Origin of the sequence: Rothia aerolata, assembly GCF_014635585.1 — a bacterium.
Classification (GTDB): domain Bacteria; phylum Actinomycetota; class Actinomycetes; order Actinomycetales; family Micrococcaceae; genus Rothia; species Rothia aerolata.
In genome coordinates this window covers 96537-117461 of record NZ_BMDC01000002.1, presented here as the reverse complement: position 1 = coordinate 117461, position 20925 = coordinate 96537, and the positions used below count along the sequence as shown (strand labels likewise).

The 20925-nt window shown below is 58.1% G+C and carries 18 protein-coding genes and 1 tRNA gene; 2 read left to right on the top strand and 17 right to left on the bottom strand.

The window, feature by feature from the left end; all coding sequences use genetic code 11:
- The first annotated feature begins 117 nt into the window (after positions 1 to 117).
- Entirely contained in the window at positions 118 to 618 is a 501-nt protein-coding gene (greA, locus tag IEV00_RS06735; RefSeq protein ID WP_188359593.1) for a transcription elongation factor GreA, read from the top strand.
- Between the two features lie 62 nt (positions 619 to 680).
- On the opposite strand, the gene ilvA is transcribed toward greA, so the two are convergent.
- The 4 genes from ilvA to IEV00_RS06715 form a co-directional block, all read right to left on the bottom strand.
- Positions 681 to 1934, bottom strand: coding sequence for a threonine ammonia-lyase (gene ilvA / locus IEV00_RS06730; RefSeq protein ID WP_188359592.1), 1254 nt, complete (start codon positions 1932 to 1934; stop codon positions 681 to 683).
- A gap of 23 nt (positions 1935 to 1957) precedes the next feature.
- Positions 1958 to 3232 (bottom strand): AI-2E family transporter, encoded by a 1275-nt coding sequence (locus IEV00_RS06725; protein ID WP_188359591.1) that lies wholly within the window; start codon positions 3230 to 3232, stop codon positions 1958 to 1960.
- A 142-nt stretch (positions 3233 to 3374) separates the two neighbouring features.
- Entirely contained in the window at positions 3375 to 4286 is a 912-nt protein-coding gene (locus IEV00_RS06720) for a Bax inhibitor-1/YccA family protein (RefSeq protein WP_188359590.1), read from the bottom strand.
- A gap of 74 nt (positions 4287 to 4360) precedes the next feature.
- On the bottom strand, positions 4361 to 5239 hold the full coding sequence (locus IEV00_RS06715; RefSeq protein WP_188359589.1) for a Cof-type HAD-IIB family hydrolase: 879 nt from the start codon (positions 5237 to 5239) through the stop codon (positions 4361 to 4363).
- Between the two features lie 146 nt (positions 5240 to 5385).
- Between IEV00_RS06715 and IEV00_RS06710 the strand changes: the two genes are divergently transcribed.
- Entirely contained in the window at positions 5386 to 6522 is a 1137-nt protein-coding gene (locus tag IEV00_RS06710) for an ROK family transcriptional regulator (RefSeq protein ID WP_188359588.1), read from the top strand.
- A 286-nt stretch (positions 6523 to 6808) separates the two neighbouring features.
- Here IEV00_RS06710 and IEV00_RS06705 read toward each other — a convergent pair whose 3' ends face one another.
- From IEV00_RS06705 to IEV00_RS06645, 13 genes are all read right to left on the bottom strand, one after another.
- The gene (locus IEV00_RS06705) at positions 6809 to 7075 is read right to left on the bottom strand and encodes a hypothetical protein (RefSeq protein WP_188359587.1); all 267 of its coding nucleotides are present in this window, start codon (positions 7073 to 7075) and stop codon (positions 6809 to 6811) included.
- Between the two features lie 64 nt (positions 7076 to 7139).
- Positions 7140 to 8564, bottom strand: a complete 1425-nt coding sequence (locus IEV00_RS06700; RefSeq protein WP_188359586.1) for an acetamidase/formamidase family protein — start codon at positions 8562 to 8564, stop codon at positions 7140 to 7142.
- A gap of 305 nt (positions 8565 to 8869) precedes the next feature.
- A tRNA-Leu gene (locus tag IEV00_RS06695) sits at positions 8870 to 8943 on the bottom strand.
- A 108-nt stretch (positions 8944 to 9051) separates the two neighbouring features.
- Positions 9052 to 10437, bottom strand: coding sequence for an NAD(P)/FAD-dependent oxidoreductase (locus IEV00_RS06690; RefSeq protein WP_188359585.1), 1386 nt, complete (start codon positions 10435 to 10437; stop codon positions 9052 to 9054).
- Between the two features lie 238 nt (positions 10438 to 10675).
- Positions 10676 to 12019 (bottom strand): S8 family peptidase, encoded by a 1344-nt coding sequence (locus tag IEV00_RS06685; RefSeq protein ID WP_188359584.1) that lies wholly within the window; start codon positions 12017 to 12019, stop codon positions 10676 to 10678.
- A gap of 19 nt (positions 12020 to 12038) precedes the next feature.
- Positions 12039 to 12983, bottom strand: a complete 945-nt coding sequence (locus IEV00_RS06680) for a Ppx/GppA phosphatase family protein (protein ID WP_188359583.1) — start codon at positions 12981 to 12983, stop codon at positions 12039 to 12041.
- A 9-nt stretch (positions 12984 to 12992) separates the two neighbouring features.
- Positions 12993 to 13583, bottom strand: a complete 591-nt coding sequence (locus IEV00_RS06675; RefSeq protein ID WP_188359582.1) for a DUF501 domain-containing protein — start codon at positions 13581 to 13583, stop codon at positions 12993 to 12995.
- A gap of 6 nt (positions 13584 to 13589) precedes the next feature.
- The gene (locus IEV00_RS06670) at positions 13590 to 14105 is read right to left on the bottom strand and encodes an FtsB family cell division protein (RefSeq protein ID WP_188359581.1); all 516 of its coding nucleotides are present in this window, start codon (positions 14103 to 14105) and stop codon (positions 13590 to 13592) included.
- 495 nt (positions 14106 to 14600) lie between these two features.
- Positions 14601 to 15881 carry a phosphopyruvate hydratase gene (gene eno / locus IEV00_RS06665; protein WP_188359580.1) on the bottom strand — a complete coding sequence of 427 codons (1281 nt, stop codon included), beginning with the start codon at positions 15879 to 15881 and terminating at the stop codon, positions 14601 to 14603.
- Positions 15882 to 16035: 154 nt separating this feature from the next.
- Positions 16036 to 16698 carry a nucleoside triphosphate pyrophosphohydrolase gene (mazG, locus tag IEV00_RS06660; RefSeq protein WP_188359579.1) on the bottom strand — a complete coding sequence of 221 codons (663 nt, stop codon included), beginning with the start codon at positions 16696 to 16698 and terminating at the stop codon, positions 16036 to 16038.
- Positions 16695 to 17906 (bottom strand): adenosine deaminase, encoded by a 1212-nt coding sequence (locus tag IEV00_RS06655; protein WP_188359578.1) that lies wholly within the window; start codon positions 17904 to 17906, stop codon positions 16695 to 16697. The genes mazG and IEV00_RS06655 overlap by 4 nt, the downstream gene beginning before the upstream one ends.
- Before the next feature lie 71 nt (positions 17907 to 17977).
- Positions 17978 to 19522: a hypothetical protein gene (locus IEV00_RS06650; RefSeq protein ID WP_188359577.1), complete on the bottom strand. Its 1545-nt coding sequence runs from the start codon at positions 19520 to 19522 to the stop codon at positions 17978 to 17980.
- Positions 19523 to 19581: 59 nt separating this feature from the next.
- On the bottom strand, positions 19582 to 20883 hold the full coding sequence (locus tag IEV00_RS06645; protein ID WP_188359576.1) for a thymidine phosphorylase: 1302 nt from the start codon (positions 20881 to 20883) through the stop codon (positions 19582 to 19584).
- Positions 20884 to 20925: the final 42 nt, after the last annotated feature.

The following is a 20925-nucleotide window of genomic DNA, read 5'->3' as shown; positions in this document are numbered from 1 at the left end:
ATCCTCAGCACACGTAGAATTGGTGCTAATCACGCGAGGAGCTTCTCCTCGCGCCCTTATTTTTGCCGACTTTTTCGATGTCCTCACGGGGGCGTCGTCTGTGTACAAGGAGAAATCATGACTACAGAAAACACCGGCGCTTGGCTGACTCAGGAAGCCTACGACCGTCTCACCGAAGAGCTCGAATACCTCTCTGGCCCCTACCGCCAGGAGATTGTTGACCGTATCTCTGCCGCCCGCGACGAGGGCGACCTCAAGGAGAACGGCGGCTACCACGCTGCCCGCGAGGAGCAGGGCAAGAACGAGGGCCGTATCGCCCAGCTGAAGGCTCTGCTGGAGAACGCCGAGGTCGGCGAAGACGTCAAGGACGACGGCGTGGTGGGCCCCGGTATGGTGGTTGAGGCTGAAATCGCCGGCAAGCCCATGAAGTTCCTGCTGGGCTCCCGCGAGGTTGCCGAGTCTCTGGTGGGCGACTCCGACCTTCAGGTTTTCTCGGCCCACTCCCCCATGGGTGCTGCTATCGAGGGCCACAAGGTAGGCGACGAAGTCTCCTACGAGGCTCCCAACGGCAAGTCCATTACCGTCAAGATTAAAGCTGCTGAGCCTTTCGCGGGCTAAATACTCACAAGAAGGGGCGCTGCAAAGATTTTGCAGCGCCCTTTCTTTTTGCCTCAAAAGTTTTAGTAAACAACCACCGGTTCGTAACCCGCCTCAGAGAGGGCCGCCTGCACCTGCTTGCAGTGCTCGTGGCCCTTGGTTTCCATGTCGATGGTAATAAAGACCTCGCCCATCGACAGGGCACCCGAGGCACCGGTGTAGTTCACCCCGGTCACATTGGCATCATTATCGGAGATAATCTTTGAGATGGTGGTCAACTCGCCGGGGCGGTCGGTCAGCATCAGACGAATGGTCATGTAGCGACCGGCAGCAGAGAGACCGCGCTGAATCACCTTCAGCATTAGCATGGGGTCGATATTGCCGCCGGAGAGCACACAGACGGTCGTTCCCAAATCCCCGTACTTTTCTTTCAGCGCCTGGTTCATCACCGCTGCCAACGGTACCGAACCGGCAGGCTCCACCACCAGCTTGTTCCGCTCCATGAGGAAGATCAGCGCGCGGGCGATGTCGTCCTCAGAAACCGTGTGGACGTCGTCCACCAGCTCCTTAATGATGTCGAAGGGAAGCTGGCCGGGCCGCCCCACCGCAATGCCGTCTGCGATGGTCGAAACCTTCTTGAGGGGCACCAGGGCGTCAGCTGCCAGGGACGGCGGGTAGGCGGCTGCGTGCTCGGCCTGTACGCCGATAATCCGGATTTTACGGCCAAGCTTTGCTTCCATCTCGCGCACGGCCACAGCGATACCCGCCAGCAGGCCTCCGCCGCCAACGCCCACAATGATGGTGTCTACATCGGGCACCTGCTCAAGGATTTCCAACCCGATGGTGCCCTGGCCCGCAATGATATCAGGATTGTCAAAGGGGTGTACAAAAACGGCCCCGGTCTCTTCGGCATAGCGCTTAGCCTCGGCGAGCGCTTCGTCTACGGTAGCTCCGTGCAGCACCACCTCAGCACCGCGGGAGCGGGTGGCGGTGACCTTGGGCAGGGCAGCGCCCAGGGGCATGTAGATGCGGGCACTAATGCCCAAAGCCGCAGCCGCCAGGGCAACGCCCTGGGCGTGGTTGCCCGCAGAAGCTGCAACCACGCCCCGGGCCTTCTCATCATCGGTTAGCTTCGCCATACGCACGTAGGCGCCGCGCACCTTGAAGGAGCCCGATCGCTGTAGGTTTTCACACTTGAAGAAAACCTCTGAGTTCAGCTGGGAGGAAAGAGCGCGGGAGTGCTCCACCTGGGTTCGTTCAATCACCGGCTTCAGAAGAGTAGCTGCTTCTTCGATATCGCTCAGATGAACGGGTAGTTCCGCTGAAACCTCAGACACGATTTTCCTCACTTACCTCTGGACTACTGGCGAGGTGCTGAGTCTTCTTCAGCAACCTTCTTGGCTGATTCGGCCTGGTTCTTGTCTTTCAAATTCTCCAGACGTTCCTTAACCTTTTCAGCAATAGCCTTCTTGTTCTTTTTCTCTATCTCATGAGGATACAGGAAGGTTTCTGTTCGAATCTCTGGATCAGACTCCCATTCTCGATGGGCGAGATAACGAACCACAGTGTTAATCACGGCCATGACCGGAACGGCCAGCAGGGCACCCACAATACCGAAGAGAATCGAGCCCATGGCAACCACCAGAACCACTGCCAGCGGGTGCAGGGAAACTGCCTTACCCATAATCAGCGGCTGAAGAATGTTGGATTCAATCTGCTGTACCAGCAGTACCATCAGCAGCATCAGCAGCGCGTTGATGGGACCGTTGGCAACCAGCGCCAGCAGCACGGCGATAGCACCGGTAAAGAGCGCACCCACCACGGGAATAAAGGAACCGAGGAAGACCAGCACGCCCAGGGGGAAGGCCAGCGGCACGCCCAAGAAGAAGGCTGCCAGGCCAATACCCAGAGCGTCGATAAAAGCAACCAGCACCTGAACCTGCACATAGCTCACCAGCGACTTCCAGCCGCGGCGGCCAGCGCCGTTGACGGCGGTGCGGGCGTTGCGGGGGAAGAGGCGCACGATAAAGAGCCAGATCTTCTCGCCTTCCAGCAGGAAGAAGATCAGAGTGAAGAGGGTAATGACGGCGCCGGTACCCAGGTTTCCTGCGGTGGAGCCCACCGAGGCAAGGCTAGAGAGAATCTGGCCCGAATTGTTCTTGACCCACTCGGTAGCGTTGGAAATATAGGAATCAACCTGGTCAGTACCGATATTGAAAGGCAGGTTGTTGAGGCTGACCAGCACGCGCTGGTAGCCCTCCGCCACCTGGTTTGAGAGGTCTGAGAAGCCCTCTGCCATCTGCTGGCCCACCAGAGCAAGCAGGCCCAAGACCAGGGCGATGAGGCCCAGCTCTGCGATTGCCACAGCAATACCTGCCGGTACCTTACGCTTGCGGAAGAAATAGACCACCGGAGAAATCAAACCGGCAATCAAAGCTGCCACGGCAATAGAAATCACCAGCAGCGAGACCTTTGAGAAGGCCCACCACAGGCAGGCGGCCGCAGCAAGAATCACCAGCAGGCGCCAGGCCCAGTTCGCCGCGGTATCGAGGGCAAAGGGTATCGCCGGGTCTTTAGCCCTGCGGGAGCCGCTGGATGACACCGGCTCGAATTCTTGATGTGAAGTCTGAGTCATACCTTTTATCTTTTCATAGTTAGCCGGCCAAGGGCAGGTAAAAATTAGTAATACTGCTGACTTTATATAACGGACGCGCGGCACCGAAGTACCGCGCGTCCGTCAAACTCAATCAGCCCCTCGAAGGTAGCCGCTGAAGTATTTAGTTATCTGCCATGCTACGAATGTAGGAAAGCACTCGCAGAATCTCGATGTAGAGCCAGACCAGGGTAACAATCAGGCCGAAGGCCAAACGCCAGGACTCGCGTTCGGGAGCGCCGAAACGAACCGCTTCACCGATGTGGGTGAAGTCCAGAACCAGCGAGTAGGATGCCATGACGATAGCCAGCAGGCCGATAATCAGGCCCAGCGGAATACCCATGATTTCGATGCTACGCATGTTGGTATCCATGAAGAGCATGGCGCCCAGGTTAATCAGGCAGAAAATCATGTAGGAGATAGCTGCCACCATGAAAATCTTGGTTGCCTTAGCCGATGCCCGCACCTTGCCGGAGCGGTAAAGCACCAGAATAGTAGCGAAAACAATCAGGGTACCCAGTACTGCCTGTACCACAATACCCGGGTACATTGCCTCAAACATCGAGGAGATACCGCCCAGCAACAGACCCTCAGAGAAGGAGTAGGCAACAACCAGAGCCGGCGACACCTTCTTCTTAAAGGAGTTCACCAGGCCCAGCACCAGGGCTGCAACAAAGCCGACAAAAACCAGCGGGGTAATGAACCAGCTGATAGCTGCACCCACCAGCAGAACCGCCAGGTTCAGACCGGTTTTAACAATGACGTCGTTGATGGTCAGCTGACCGGTCTGGGCGGGCCCTGCACTGGGCGCCTGGTACATCTGGTTCAGATCCTGGGCGCTGGGGCTAGCGTAGGGGTTCTGCCCAAAACCACCCTGGGAGTAGGACTGCTGGGCACGGGGGTTGGAATAGTCAATGTACTGCTGAGCGTTCTGACCGTTATGCTGGCCAGAGTATGCTCCGCCAGCACCGAACTGGCCGAAACGGTTGTCACCGTTCTGCTTGGTCATGTTCTCAATGAGTGGGTTGCCTGCCACGGCTACGAACTCCTCGGTCGGTCTATAGATGTTCGCACTAGCCTATCGGAAAGCCCACTGATAAGAAAGCACTTTTAGCTCACAGCGTGGCTGAGTTTCTGCTGGATATAGGTGAGCACCGCGCCGTCCTCATTACTTCCAATCACCGTATCGGCGGCAGACTTCACCAGGTCGGTGGCATTTTCCATGGCGATACCCTCACCCACCAGCTTCAGCATCTCAAGATCATTAGAATTATCGCCAAAAGCAATCATCTCTGAGGGGTCAATGCCCTGGCGCTCGCCAAACCATTTCAGGGCCGAGCCCTTATTAACGCCTCGGGAGATCAGGTCAATTGCCCCAAAGCCCGATGCCACCGGAACCACCTCGGGAGGCAGCTTTTCCACCAGCTGCTTCAAAACCACTTCCAAATCGCGGCGCCGCGTTTGCAGAGCAAACTTCACCACGACGTCCTCCCCCACTTCATCCAGACTCTCAATCACCTTGGTGCCGGGGTAAAAACGGTTCATAAAGGTAAAGTAATCGACCTCGTGGGGAAAGTCAGCCCCCATAAACTCAAGGTGCTCTCGAATCAGCTTGGTAATGGGCTCGGCCCGCTCCTGCGGCAGGTAGGCACCAGAATGGGCTGAGATAATGTAGCCAATCTGCGGGAACTCATCTAAGACCCTAATAATCTTTTCAACCGTGGCTTTTTTAAAGCCGGAAATCAGAATATCGCCGCTGTCATCGGCTATATAGGCACCATTTTCAGCAATATAAGCGATGCCTCGCCCATGAAAACCCTCCATGTACTGCCGTAATTTGGCATACTGGTTGCCGCTGGCCACCACAAAAGTAATTCCCTGCTCGTCCATCTGCTTTAAAAGAGAATCAAAGAGCTCCCGATCAAAGCTCTTGTCAGCATCGGTCAGCAGAGTGCCGTCCATATCAGTCGCAATAAGTTTAAGCGCCAAGGCTATTCCCTTTTCTCTCTCATTTATCTATTTTTTACTCTAATTTAGATTTATTAATAAGTGATTATGCCGGGTTCGGTTAGCAGGACTAAACTTAACTTAATATCTTCCCCCACGACTGTTCACCTTGATGAAGGGACTCTACCGTGTCACCGCACCTGGCTGAGACGCTACAGGCTCCGCAGTCTGACAAGCTTTTCTTCGCCCATCTTCTGGCCCACGGGCCCAGCTCCCGCGCCGCTATTGCCGCCGCCCACAACCTCTCCCGCCCCACGGCGTCCGAGGCAGCAGGGCGCCTGGTACAGCGGGGCCTCATCCACGCCCTCGCCAAGGAGGCCGGCGCCTCCGGTAAGCGCGGCCGCGTACCCGAACTCTACGAAATTAGCCACGACGTAGGCGCTACCCTCACCCTCCTCTGCGAAGACAACCACATGGTGGGAATCATCTACGACCTGCGAGGGCAAGAGATTGTTCTTGAAGAACGCGCCATTGCCTGGGGCGAACCGGCAGAGGTGGAGCGACTGGTCAAAGAGTTTCTTCTTCATCTGGTTCAGCAGGTTGACACTAAAATTCTAGCGGCAACGGTCTCTGTGCTTGCCCCGGTTGACCCGAATACCCAGCAGATTCGTTTCTTCAGCCCCCAGAACCTGGGAGAATCAGCTGATTTGCTCGCGACCGCGCAGCAAGCCCTAGGTTGCCCTGTCCACGTGGATAACCATATGGCCTGGAGCCTGAAGTATGAGATTCACCAGGGGGTGGCTCAAAAGCACGAGAGTGTTCTCTCGGTGCACCTTGGAGCAGCTATCGGCGCCACCTTCGCCCTGGAGAAGGTTATCTACCGGGGCGCATCCGGTTTCGCCGGTGCGCTGAGCTACGTGACCGATAACGGGGTCTTCTTGCGCGATACCATTCAGAAGCTGGGCGTGGTTGATAGCTCTTCGCTGGCAACCCGCAGCTTGCGCCTGCTGGATATTCCCGCCACCGTGGAGAAAATTATGGCTGCCCCCGACCGCGGTGAAGCCAAAGAATACCTTGAGATTTTTAGCCGCCACGTGGCCAATGCCCTCATGATTGTTGACCCCGCCTGCCTCGTACTCACCGGCCCCATGGCCGCCTACCCCGAGTTTGCGCAGCTGATCAAAGAAAAGATTGAGCAACTGCTGCCCTGGCATACCGTTGAGGTGCTTTTGAGTGAGGACGGCGCCGGGGCGGTTCGCCGCGGTGCGGCCCTGGGTGCCACCCAGCTGGCCCTAACAACGCTGGGCCTCTACCTAGAACAGTAGGTTGTCAGGCTCAGGGGTATATGACAGGAAGTGCCTCCCCAGCACCCCACTCCCTAACAAACGCAAAGCAACCAGCCCCACAAGCTAGCCTCAATGCTTTACCACCCAAAAATCCAGCACCTGCGATATGGGCCATGCCTGGATTTTTCGCGGAAACAAGCTCTCGGTACACCTAGATTCCTGCGGGTAGACCAAAGGCACACGCAAAGCCCGGTTGAGAGACCAAAAGTACACCTGTGTTCCCTGGGTACACATCTAGATGTGTACCCAGGGAACACAGGTGTACCTACGCCAGCCCGACAAGAAGAAACTTGTACTTTAACACCACCGAGCTTCCTCGAAAGGCCATTTTTATACCAAAAATCAGCCAAAAACGGTTTAAAAATGGCCGCTCGGCGATCATGGTAGCCCGTGCGGTTGACTCTGTTTCATTGAGTCGCCGCTTCGACGACATTTCGCCGGTCACGAACCGGCGAAATGTCGTCGAAGCAGCGATATGCAACCGAAGCGGCGACTCAGTACATTGGCCCCATTCTCGATCAACGCTCAACATGTTAGTGGACGCGCTTTTTGCTCACCCCTCGGGTGACACTCATAGTTACCTCTTGACTAGGAACTTACGAGAAATCTGCCTTCCTAATCAAAGCGTGTGCGCCAGTCGTTCGATCGACAACTTGGCTCATGGCAAAATTTGCTGCTGCAGACAGGTAGGCATAAGCAATAGATCGGTCCATGCCCTGATCATGTTCTAGAAAATCCAACGCGTTGACCACTGCCCGGCGCATCGCTACGTTTAAATCATTATTTTGTTCTGCTACGGAACCATTAGGGTCTGAAAGACCCGTCGGAATCCAATAGTCCTCAGTTTCGGCAAAAGGATATGTAAAAGCAACAGTCGGAGCATCCCCCGAGCCAGGTTTGCACACCGTCAACCGGAACGTACCTCGTAGCGAGCCTTCCATAGCTGTGAGCGATACTTCGCCATCACCCATGGCCATATGCGGATCGCCTACATAGAACAGTGCCCCTTCAGCTGAAACAGGTAGGTAAAGGGTTGAACCAACACCTAAATGAGAGATATCTATGTTGCCACCGCCAAGTGTGGGCGGTATGGAATTTGCGCTGGCGTCGATGGGATCAGAAGCCTCAGAATAAGCTACGCCCATCATCCCGAAAAAGGGATTAAGAGGAAATTTCACCTGAATATCACCGGATTTCATGACGCCGCTGTCTTGCTCGATAGCAGTAAAAACTGAAATATTGCCAAAGTCCTCGGGATTCTCGTTCAACCGCCCATCTGTTTCAATTGGTGGCATAACTTCTGTGAGATCGATACCTGCAGGAGCTTTTCCATCGGGTGTGAGGGCCAGGGCACCCTTACCGTGCCGGGCTGATACCACCCCATAAGGGACACGTGGCTGTGCACTGAGAGTCTCAATTTTGAGTACGTCCCCGGGCTCAGCACCTTCAACAAAGACCGGACCTGTAACGACGTGTGGTCCGTCTTTAACGAAATCGCGTTCATGACGGCTGTAATTCTGGGCTACGTGTTGTGCGTCCTCCAGAACCTCGGATTCTTCAACTCCGTGCTGTCCAAAGAAGGCTACGGGATCTTTTCCCTGATCCTCTAGAATTCCCTCATGTGAAAGAGCATCTATAGTGATAGTCTGCCCTGACTTCATTCGCTGCACTGGTTCTGCATGAACAGTTGGCACATACCCCCAGAGAATTTCTTCTGTATGGGAGGCGAGATAATGATCTCCCGGTATATCACCTACCCCTTCATTAAGGATTATTCCGCCGAACCCTGGAGTTAGTGCGTCCGGCGTGGCCGATGTAGTTGCCGAAGAATTGCTAGCAGATGAGCTACAGGCAGTAAGTCCGCTTAGAGCTGCTACTCCAGCTGCAGCTTGCAGAAATCGTCTACGCCCTAGTCCTGCTTGAAGTCGGTAGGCAGCACGAGCAGAAAAAAGTTCTTCATCTGTCAAAAGTTTCCCCTGATACTTCTGAGTATGGAGTCGATCGTGGGGGTGTGTGTGCATTGCAGGCTCCTCTGTATCTTTAGGGAATCTCTACTGGCATTCCATATTGAAGCACCGGTTCATTTCGAGTATGGATGAAACGAATTTCTCGGTAGTAAAACCATGTTTCTTGGTCATGTCTAATATTTCTGGAGTGTAAAGAGGCTTATTTATAAGGAGATCCACACCCGCCACCAACTAGAACACTGCCCCACCGGGGGTGTTTCTATAGTTTTTTGTCGCCCACCAAAGAGGCTATAGAAAAGCGGGGGCCGGTACACGATTTATCGTGTACCGGCCCCCGCTTTTACTCGAATAAGCTAAGGTGCCTCCACTGGGACTCGAACCCAGAACACAGGGATTTTAAGTCCCCTGCCTCTGCCAATTGGGCTATGGAGGCCTGCTAAAACCCGCCCCAGTCGAGGCGGGTTTTAGCCTTGCTCTAGTACTCTATATCAGAAGTATTCCGGAGCAAAAATTATGACCGATCGGTCGCAACCGAGAAGGCTTAGAGGTGAGCCTTGGTCTTCTCGGGAGCGGTGCCGGTTGCCTCCTGGAAGGCCAGGCGCGGTGAGCGCTGGTGGCGGATGGAGGAGGTGTCACGACCGAAGATCTGGTTCAGAGCCCAGGTAGCCATCACGCGAACGGTGCGCTCGGTGGTGGGGATTGCGGTACCGTGGTAGCCGCGGTGCATCAGCCAGGCCAGGGGGCCGCCAATGGTCTTGCCCTTGAAGTTTGCAACGCCCTTCCAGAGGCCCAGGCCTGCTACCACACCGATGGTCTCGTGGTAGTAGTCGCCCAGTGCCTCGCCGCGGCGGTTAGCCAGCAGGTTCTTTGCCAGCTGTACTGCCTGGCGGGATGCGTGCTGGGCGTTGGGTACGCAGAAGCCACCCACTCCGCCACCGGAGAGGTCGGGAACAGCAGCGTTGTCGCCTGCACCCCATGCGCCCTCGATCACGCCGTCGTCGCCGGTAACGCGCAGGTCAGCGCCAACGCGCAGGCGGCCACGCTCGTCCAGGGGCAGGTCGGTGTTCTTGAGCATGGGGGATGCTGCAACGCCGGCAGTCCAGATCAGGGTGTCGGTATCGACTTCACCGGCGGGTGACTTATCGCCCATGTTGATCAGCTGCAGGTGACCGTCGGTTGCATCTGCCAGAGAGGTGTTGAGCAGTACCTCGATACCGCGGGCACGCAGTTCAGCGACAACCTTCTCAGCGCGGTCTGCGGGAACCTCGGGCATAATGCGGGGTGCTGCTTCAATCATGATGAAGCGGATGTCAGAGGTGCGCAGGCGGCTGTTGCGGTTAACAGCTGCACGGGCCATGTCTTCCAGCTCGGAGATGGTCTCGATACCCGCGAAGCCACCGCCGACGACGACGAAGGTCAGGGCGCGGCGACGAGCGTCTTCGTCCTCGAGCAGGGAGGCAACCTCAATACGCTCGAGAACCCAGTTGCGCACGGAAACAGCTTCTTCAACGGTCTTCATGCCGATAGCAACCTCGGAGAGGCCAGGAATCGGGAAAGCACGGGTTACTGCACCGGCGCCAATGACGATTTCGTCGTAGGTCAGCTCGAAGGGCTGGCCGTTGTCGATGGGCTCTACGGTTGCGGTGCGGTTTGCGTGGTCAATCTTGGTGACCCGGCCGCCCACGATTTCTGAGTCACGCAGGTGCTGGCGCAGGGAAACGGTAGCGTTACGACCCTCCATTGAGCCAGCTGCAACCTCAGGCAGGAAGGGCTGGTAGGTCATGTAGGGGTTGGGATCAACCACGGTAACAACGCCGCCGGTTTCCTTAATAGCCTTCTGAATCTTGTTGGCTACGGTAAAGCCAACATAGCCACCGCCCACAACGAGAATACGGGGGCGATCCTGTGCCAGTTTAGTGAATGCCATAAATTTGCTTCTTCCTCTGTGTTATTCGCGTATGACCCAGTGCAGATCTTACGCGCCCGCTCTTGAGCGCATGTGCCGCCGGAAACTCCGGCCGGGCACAGCTCAGCGAACGAGCACAAGTACTCATAAGCTATCTTGCCACTTTTTAGAACGTTTTGCCCATTTCAAACCGGAGATTTTACGGACTGTTCAGCTGGGAATATTCTCTGAGAGTAATTTTTCGCCCTGGCCGGGTAGATTATCGACGCCGCTGCCCCAGTTTGTTGAGTCGGAAAATAGATCCGGCGGTAATAATAAGTACCCAGAGACCAAAGCCGCCGAGAATAATGAAGGGCAGGATTCCCGAATCTTCGACCGGTCGATGGGCCACGGGAGCCGCTTCATCCTGTAGCTGCTCCCCCTCCTCGTGCACCGGTTCCATCTCTTCGGTGGGCTCTGCGGTGGGGGTTTCTTCTGCCTTGCGGTGCACGCTCATCCACTCGCGCATCGAGCCCAGCGGATTGCTCTCGGTATCGTCGGGAGTATCCTCAGCCAGGGCCTTTTCCGGGTTGATAATTCCGAAGCCATAGAGGGCATCGCGACCCGGCTCCCCGGCGTCGTCCGCAGATTCAATAATGCGCTGGATAATCTGATTGCCGGTCAGCTCCGGGTACTCTTCCTTGATCAGGGCCGCCAGACCCGCCACCAGCGGGGCCGAGGCAGAGGTGCCTGCCCAGGTGGCATATTTGTTGTTGGGGATTGCCCCAATCATGCTCTCGCTGGGGGCAGCCACCGCAATGGAAATTCCCTGGGACGACGACGACCACGAATCCTTGCGCTGCTGGTCAACACCTCCGACCGTCAGCACCCCGGGCATGGTAGCGGGAGCCCCCACCTGGGTCAGGCCCGAGCCGCGGTTACCCGCCGACGCCACAATAATCACGCCCTGCTCTTCGGCGTAGGCAAAGGCCTCGTCCCAGGACTGCGGCCAGCTGGTTTTATCGGAGCCCACCGAAAGATTAATGACGTCGGCGCCGTGGTCTACCGCGTACCGCACCGCATCGGGTAGCTGCTCATCGATAGATTTACGGTTCTGTGAAACCGTGCCTATTTCCAGGGAAATAGGCATGATTTCGGCGTTAGGGGCCACCCCAATAATTCCGGCAGGGTCCCCCGGTTCATCGGTATCTTTCACATCAGGGTCTCGGTGGCCGTGGCCGGCAATCAGCGAGGCTGCTAGGGTTCCGTGTTCGGGTTCCAGGCCCAGCCCTTCCCAGCCCCGGGAATCGCCTGCGTCAGAGGCGTCATAGCCCTCAACCACATTATTTTTAAGGTCCTGGTGCTGGGCGTCCACACCCGTATCAATTACAGCAACGGTCACGCCCTCACCGGTTGTTTTCTGCCAGAGGTCGGTAAAACCATAGTCTGTCAGCCAGTACTCGCGGGCCCGGATAGAATCCCCCTCCGGTGCCGAGAAAACGGGTACCGAGGGCACGCCGGTGGGCTCATCTCCCGGCTCAACCGCTCCGGCAGCCGCCGGTAGCAGAGCAAGCCCCAGCGCAAGAGTCAGAGTGGCAAAGCGTGAGATAAGCGGGCGGCGCATAGATTCTTCCTCGAAACGGTTAGCGGGCAATAGACAGCGCTAGACCATCGAGAATATCAAATTCGCTGGCAACGGCAGAAGCCACGGCAGCCCCGCTGGCCTCGCTCACCCTGCGCACAATGGAAGACCAAATCAGAGCGCCGGTACCGATAACGTCTATGCGCCCCTCGTGCATAAAGCCCAGGTTGGCTCTCTCAGCTCGGTTCATTCCCGCCAGTTCCCGGGCCGCCTGAGCTACCCGCTGAACCGAAAGCTCGGTACCGTTAATCCGCTCTGCATCATAGGTTTCCAACCCCAGCGCCTGGGCCGTTACGGTAGTGACGGTACCCGCCACCCCCACCAGGCGGCTTGCCCGAGAGAAATCTACGGTCTGGGCGGCTTCATTCAGGGCACGATCAACATCGTGAAGAATCGAAGCCTCCTGCTCTTCGGTGACTGGCGCGGAAACCCCGTACCGCTCGGTCAGGCGCACACAGCCGATATTCATCGAAACAGCCGCTGCCACGCCGTCCTCATTACCCAGCACAAATTCAGTGGAGCCGCCGCCCAAATCCACCACCAGAGTGTTCTCGGGGCCGTTACCTACCGCCGAAACAGCGCCGGCGAAGGAGAGGGCAGCCTCTTCTTCTCCCGAGATCACCTCGGGTTTCACACCCAGAATTTCCTCAATGCCGGTAATAAAGACGTCGCGGTTCTCGGCATCGCGGGTGGCGCTGGTGGCACCAAAGCGCAGCCGGTCAACGCCGTAGGAGGCCAGAAGCTCAGCATACTCCCGCGCAGCCGCAAAGGTGCGTTCCAGGGCAGCCTCGGCAAAATGGCCGGTGGCATCTACCCCCTCGCCCAGCCGAACAATGCGCATCTGCCGCTCAAGATCTTTCAGTGCCGGCTTGCCGTTTGATTCCTGAACCTCGGCAATCAGCAGACGAATCGAGTTTGTGCCGCAGTCGATGGCGCCAACGCGCATACTATCCTCCTAGGCTTCCTCGGCTTCAAAAGACTCTCGCCAGGCGGGGTCGCAGGCGCACTGCTCGGGTGTCCAGTAGTCCCGGATGAGATCCAGGGTCTCATCACCAAAAGGATTCACCCCGCGGCCCACCGAGAGCGTATGGCCCAGCACCGCGTGCAGACACTTGACCCGGGTGGGCATACCACCGGCGGAAACCCCCTCAATCTCGGGAACCTCGTCGATACCGGCCTCCCGACGAATGCGGTCGCGCTCAGCCAGGTAATTCTCGTGCGCCGCCTGATAGGCAGCCGCAAGCTCGGCGTCGTCCTCAAGACGGTCGGTCATCTCGTACATCACGCCCTCAGCCTCAAACCGGCTCACCGCAGCGGTAATCACCGGGTGCGCCAGGTAGAAGACTGTGGGAAAGGGCGAACCGTTCGAGAGACGCGGAGCGGTAGCGGCAACCAGCGGATTACCGCACACGCACCGCGCCGGAATCTCAGCGACGTCGCGCACCTTCCGACCCAGCTGCTGCGAGAGCACGTGCACATCAAGCGCGGTGGGGGCGGTAGTTTCAGCGGTAACGCCAAACCCCGCCGGAATTCGATTCTCAGACATCAAAACCTACTTATCCTCCAATGAAGATTCCTGAAAAGAATCCCACAAATTATTAGTCCATGACTGCTCGGGCGCGGTCTGGGCCGCCGCCGACGTATCGTCTGCCAGGCCCGAGGTGAAATCTGTACCCGTGACCAGATAGGGAGTCTCCCCCTCCGTCACATAGTAAAGGCGGGATTTAGCCTGCTGTTTGACAAAGTTGTCATCCTGCCACCAGGAAAGCTGGGTCTTCAAATCCTGGTTCTCGCCCTCAAGCTGGGCGATATGCTCCCGCACCTGGTTAATCTCAGCCTGCTGCTTGAAAAAACTCGACAGCGGCGCGTAGGCAGCAATCGCAATAAAAACCAGCACCGCTACCACTATCAAAAACCGGCCCGAAAAGGCATGGGCCGCCACCGGTGTGGGGCCGCTACTTTCAGACCGTCTGCCCTGCGCTGCGCCTTCCTTCGGCGTACGATGCCGGCTGCCGAAGAAACTCGCCAGCTGCTGACGACGGTTTCTGGTGCGGGGCTTCTGAGACATAGGGGGCCTTTCGCGTGGGCTGGGCTGAATTCCCATTCTACCGCTTCTTAGCTGCTGGCGGGGGGCTCGGAGTTACTTCCCTTCTCGACGGGCTCGGGGATACTTTTCCCCCTCCTGTCGGGGTCGGGAAGTCTCTAGCGCCTGATTCCCTCGCTCAGCCGCGATCGCTGAGCGATCGAAGACTGAGCTTCAGTCCATACGGCGCGTCGAGACTCCCTGACCCGCAGTAACTCCCCAGATTTGCCTCGAGCGGCCATTTTTTGACCGTTTTTCCGCGATTTTCGGTATAAAAATGGCCGCTCGGCAAAGAGCCCCTACCAGGGCAGAGACATGGGCTAACGCGACAACGCCGCGTGCGGGCGGAGGCAGGGCTAACGCGGCAACGCCGTCTGGACTGAAAAACCCCTACAAGCCCTCAGGGGCTTGCAGGGGTTTTGAGGGAAGCAGGCGTCAAGCGTTAGCCCTGCCTCCTAAACTCGAACCGAGTTCGAACGCTTACTTGGTGAAGCGGGGGAAAGCTGACTTGCCAGCGTACTGTGCTGCTTCGCCCAGCTCTTCCTCGATGCGCAGTAGCTGGTTGTACTTAGCTACACGCTCGGAACGTGCGGGAGCACCGGTCTTAATCTGGCCAGCGTTGGTTGCAACAGCCAGGTCAGCGATGGTGACGTCCTCGGTCTCACCGGAGCGGTGGGAAACCATGCAGCGGTACTCGTTGCGCTGAGCCAGGCTCATTGCATCGAAGGTCTCGGTCAGGGAGCCAATCTGGTTGACCTTAACCAGCAGGGCGTTAGCTGCATCGCCCTCGATACCCTTTGCAAGGCGCTCGGGGTTGGTCACGAAGAGGTCGTCGCCCACGATCTGAACCTTGTCGCCGATTTCAGCGGTGAGGGTCTTGTAGCCCTCCCAGTCGTTCTCATCCAGGGGATCCTCGATGGAAACGAGGGGGTACTTAGCAACGAGCTCTGCGTAGTACTTGGACATTTCTTCTGCGGACTTCTTCTGACCCTCGAAGTCGTAAGCGCCGTCGTTAAAGAACTCGGAGGAAGCGACGTCCAGAGCCAGGGCGATTTCTTCACCGGGCTTGTAGCCAGCCTTCTCGATTGCCTCGATAATCAGATCCAGTGCAGCAGCGTTGGATTCCAGGTTAGGGGCAAAGCCACCCTCATCGCCCAGGCCGGTTGCCAGGCCACGGCCGTGCAGCACGGACTTCAGGGCGTGGTAGACCTCAACGCCTGCCTGCAGAGCGCGGGAGAAGGAATCGAAGCCGATGGGGGCAATCATGAATTCCTGAATGTCAACGTTGGAGTCAGCGTGGGAACCACCGTTGAGGATGTTCATCATGGGAACGGGCAGAACGTGAGCGTTGGGGCCGCCCAGGTACTTGTAGAGGGGCAGGTCAGCAGACTCTGCCGCTGCCTTTGCAACTGCCATGGAAACGCCCAGGATTGCGTTTGCGCCCAGCTTGCCCTTGTTGTCGGTGCCGTCCAGCTTAATCATTGCTGAGTCAACTGCGCGCTGGTCGGTTGCGTCGATGCCGATGATTTCTTCGGAGATTTCCTCGATAACTGCATCTACTGCACCCTGAACGCCCTTGCCCAGGTAAACGGACTTGTCGCCATCGCGGCGCTCAACTGCTTCCCATTCACCGGTGGATGCACCTGAGGGAACTGCGGCACGGCCAAAAGCGCCGTCTTCGAGAAGAACCTCTACCTCAACGGTGGGGTTGCCGCGGGAGTCAAGAATCTGACGTGAGTGAACAGCGGTAATAACAGCCATGAAAAACGCTCCTTGAAGCTTGATAGATTGGCTTAGTTTTCCTTGTTTAGTTTAGCAAAATTCCCACATAAGCACACAGGGTTTCAATAATTCCCACTGATAACTTTTGTGATTTACTCGGGATGTCAGCGTTTATTCCCACGGATACCCACAGTTAATGGGCTTCGATGATGTTCCGGGCGTGGGTGCGCAGGGCGCGTTCGGGGTCTAAGCCCGCCGCTTTTGCCCGCTGCACCATCTCGAAAAGTGCCTGCCCCAGCTCGGCTTCGGTCTGCGGGGGCTTTTCTAAGGACGGCGCTGCGGGCAGCTCTACCCCGTTCTTCTGGGCCTTGGAGACCACCTTTTCTGCCAGTGCCAGGGCCGGCAGATGGGGCGGAATTCCGTCAAAGGCAGAGGTGCGTTCGGGCTTTTCCTGTTTTTTGAGTTCCTCCCAGCGGGCGTTGACGTCCTCAATATCGACAGGTTCGTCACCAAAAACATGCGGGTGGCGGCGTTCTAGCTTCTCGTTGAGGCCGCGCAGAACCTCGAGGATGGTGAAGCCCCCCTCTTCTACAGCTGTTTCGGCGGCAACCCGCGAGTGGAATACCACCTGCAGCAGCACGTCCCCCAGCTCTTCGCGCAGCAGAGCCCGGTCTACGCCGTCCGGTGCTTCGATAGCCTCCACCACCTCGTAGGATTCCTCGATGAGGTAGCGCACCAGGGATTGGTGGGTCTGCTGGCCGTCCCAGGGGCAACCGCCCGGCGAACGCAGGGTATCCATAATCGCCACCAGGCGCTCGAACTCTTTACCTACCTCGGTGACTTCTGGGGTGCTCATGCCGAAACTCCGCCCTGGGCCGCCTGAGCCTCTGCTTCAATGGCCTGGGTGTAGGGACCCTGAATAGAGCGCAGCAGCATCTGCTTCTCTTCCATAGAAACGAAGGCTCCCTCAACGGCGTTGACGGTCAGTTCAAAGAAATCTGCCGCGCCGTAGCCAAAGTTCTTGGCAAGATCTGCGAACTCCCGGGTGATAGAGGTGGAACTCATCAGGCGGTTATCGGGGCTGATTGCCACCGAGAATCCCGCCTCGCGCAGGGCGGCAACGGGATGCTGTTCGTAGGTTCGTGCCCACTCCTCGGTTGAGGGCTTGCCCTCGGAGACCGCGTAGGCGGCATCGGTTTGCAGATTGGAGTGGGGGCAGACTTCCAAGGTGATACGGCGATCTTTAACCCAGCTCGCCGCCTCCCCCAGCTGCAGGATGGGCTGGGCGGGGTCTGCTCCGGGCATGAGCTTACCTTCGGGGTCAATCTCGCCCACGGTCGTGTAGCGGAAGTCTTCGGTGATGCGCACACCGTGGCCCAGGCGCAGGGCACGGCCGTCGAGCAGGGCAGAGCGAATAGACTCTAGCCCGGCCGCTTCGCCAGCATGGAGGGTCACCGGCAGAAAGTGCTCTGCCACATAGTCCAGCGCCGCCCGGTGCTTGGAAGCGGGGAAACCGTCTTCGGGGCCCGCCAAATCAAAGCCCACCACGCCAATGCGGCGGTACTTCACGGCCAGTTGCGCCACCTCAAGCGAGCGGTCGTTCTGGCGCATGGCACAAATAATCTGGTTGACCAGCACGCGGCCACCGTTGTGCGCGATGAACTCCATACCGTCGTGCAGGCCGTCTGCTACCGCCTCAATAGCCTGTTCCATAGTGAGCCCGGCGGCGGTGTGCTGCTCCGGCGCCCAGCGCACCTCACCGTAGACGACGCCGTCCCCCGCCAGGGTCAGCACGTGCTCGCGCGCCACCCGGCGCAGGTCTTCAGCGCGTTGCATCACCGCCAGGGTGTGCTCAAAAGTTTCCAGGTACTTTTCCAGCGACCGCGAATCCGCTGCCTCAGCAAACCAGGCCGCGAGTTCCTCTGCCGAATCAGCGGGGAGTTTATGCCCGATTTCCCCGGCAATCTCCACCACGGTTGCAGGCTGCAAACCGCCGTCCAGATGATCGTGCAGGCTGACCTTGGGCAGTCGCTGAATCCAGCTGAAATCTTGGGTAGTAGACATTCTTTCCTTGGGTAGAAACTCGATACGCAAGAGCCGGGCTACTGAATCAGCAACCCGGCTCCCAAATTTTTCTAGAACGACCAGCTGGTCAGTGCCTGGTTCATGTGGTCAGGAATGTTTGAACCGGTGCGGGGAAACATGCGCAGTTCCTCAACATACTGCTGGGCAGGCAGGTGGTCGCTGTACTGTACAAAAGCCTCTTCGTTGGAGTAGTCGAAGCGGGCCACCGGAGGAATGCCGGGGGTAAAGCGCAGGCTGATTGCCAAAGGTGAGCCGGAGCCCTCCTGGTAGGAGTCAGCCTTGAGCTGTAGCACGTTGAGCACGTCTTCGGGAACCAACTCGAAGGTCTTCTTCTGGTCCCAGAAGCCGCCGGACCGCACGTGGGTCAGGGCATCGTAGTAGGAGCCCAGCGAGCGAATACGAATCAGCACGGTGGAAACGTCACGCGCGGTACCGTTGGGGCCAAAGAGCGCTTCCTGAGCACCTGCCAGGCGGGAGACAACCTCGGCCTCGGTGAGCACCAGGTTGCCCTCTGCTTTGGCGGTGGTCGAGGGCTTAGCCACCGGCTGGGCGGGCTTGTTGTAGGAGGGAGCGACGTCGTAGTCTTCAGCGTTCTGCGGCACGTCTGCTGAACCCGCTACTGAAAGCGGGGTCTCGGTTTTCTCAGCGGGTGAAGACGGCGCCGCGAGGCCCGCGCCGGCAGAGGCGGCGGAGGGGGTCAGCGGCTCTTCGGAGAAGTCATCATCGATGTGGTCGGGCAGCTGGTGAGAATCCTCTGCAGACTCTTCATCAAAGTCAGCTGACTCGATGTTATCTGCCAACTCTATATGCTCGTCGTCAACCGGTACGGTGTGGATGGCGTGAGGCTGGGTCAGGGGTGAGGCCAAGGACGGCGCCTGCTCAGCTTCGCGGGCCTGGCGGGCAGCAATGGCCTCCTCCGCGGTGGGCAGGTCAGACTCGGTAACGTACTGAGGCTTCTCTTCTTCCTTGTCTTCCTTCTTGCCAAAGGCGATCTCAGAGAAGCTCTCCTCGGTCTCGGTTTTCTTCTGTTCCTCCGAGTTCAGTCGGCTATCAATCCGGCTGAAGGAATCGGCAGCAGAGTTTTCTGCGGTTTCTGCTTTTTCGCCCTGAGTAGTCTCGACGGGGTCCTTCTTCTCCGCATCGGCAGAGGCGAAGACCAGGTTGTGGGATTCACCGCCGGCGCTGGGCAGCAGGGAGAGTTCAACCGGTGAGTTCTCGGCGGAACCGGTCTTGACCAGGGCCCGGTTAAAAGCACCGCGCTGGGACTTTTCTTCATCGGTGTAGAAGGCCGCTACGGCGTCAAACCACTCGCTACCGGGCACCACCACGGTGGTTTCCTTCTCGGCGTCGTTCTCGAAGAAACCCAGGTTCATGTCGTTGCCGGTCTGCTTCAGTTCCAGGGCAAGTTCGCCCTGGCCCTTAGCGCGCATCAGCGCTACCAACTGGCCCAGGCCGCCCTCGCTGTTGAGGGGCTCAACAGCAGGTGCGGCAGGCTCGGTAGCAGCGAATGAAGCAGGCTGCTGCTGGTTGCCCTCAAAGCTCTGCTGCTGTGCAGGCTGACCGGCTTCTTTCTTATGACGGTTAAAAATTCCCATAGCTCTCTCCCTTTATCCGAGGTGTCTCTCAATCCGGCTTCCCTGCGCGGATGGTAAAACTACTTAGTACCAACCCTACCTAGAATGAGCGGTTGCTGCTGGAAAGTCTCGCCTACCGCGTAAGCATTTTCTAGAGATTCCAGAGCAAAATCAAAGCGCTCGGGGGTGTCGGTCATCAGAGTCATCAGGGGCTGACCAGAGGTAACGGTATCACCGGGCTTGGCGTGTAAGCGAATACCGGCGGCAGCCTGAACCTGATCTTCTTTACGGGCCCGGCCCGCACCCAAGCGCCAGGAGGCAACGCCCACGCCCAAGGCATCGAGGCGGGTGAGCACGCCGGTCTTCTCAGCCAGAACCGTGTGAGTTTCCTTGGGCTGGGGTAGCTTGGCGTCGGGGTCGCCGCCCTGGTCGCGAATCATCCGCTTCCACACGTCCATCGCCCGGCCGTCTTTCAGAGCCTCGGAGGGATCTTCGTCCACGCCCGAGGCCAAGAGCATCTCGCGAGCAAGTTCCACGGTCAGTTCCACGACGTCGGCGGGGCCGCCACCCGCCAGAACCTCCACCGATTCCTCCACCTCGCAGGCATTTCCCACGGTCAGCCCCAGAGGAGTCTCCATGTTGGTGAGCAACGCCCGGGTATCTACGCCGGCGTCCTCCCCCAGCGCAACCATGGTCTCGGCAAGCTCGCGCGCGGCGGCGGCGTCCTTCATAAAAGCACCGGAACCCACCTTCACGTCCAGCACCAGCGAGCCGGTGCCCTCGGCAATTTTCTTGGACATGATGGAGCTGGCGATCAGCGGAATCGCCTCCACCGTGCTGGTGACATCGCGCAGGGCGTAGAGCTTCTTATCGGCGGGTGCCAGCCCGCTACCGGCCGCGCAGATGACGGCGCCGGTGGAGCCCAGCAGCTCTAGGGTGCGCTCGTTGGAGAGGTTGGCCTGCCAGCCGGGAATGGACTCGAGCTTATCCAGGGTTCCACCGGTATGGCCCAGGCCCCGGCCCGAAAGCTGGGGAACCGCCACGTTATAGGCGGCAACCAGGGGTGCCAGGGGCAGGGTAATCTTATCGCCCACGCCGCCGGTGGAGTGCTTATCAGCGGTGGCCAGCTTCTTGCCCGGGCCCACAATGGATGAGAAGTCCAGGCGCTCACCGGAGTTAATCATGGCGGTGGTCCAGCGGGAAATCTCCTCGCGGTCCATGCCGTTGAGAAAAATCGCCATGGCCAGCGCGCTCATCTGCTCATCTGCCACCACGCCGCGGGTGTAGGCGTCAATCACCCAGTCGATTTGCTCGGGGCTCAGCTGGCCGCCGTCGCGCTTGGTACGAATAACATCAACCGCTGCAAAAGGCTCAGTTGCCATATTCTTCACTTCCTTGTGATGGGTACATGAACTGGAGGTATG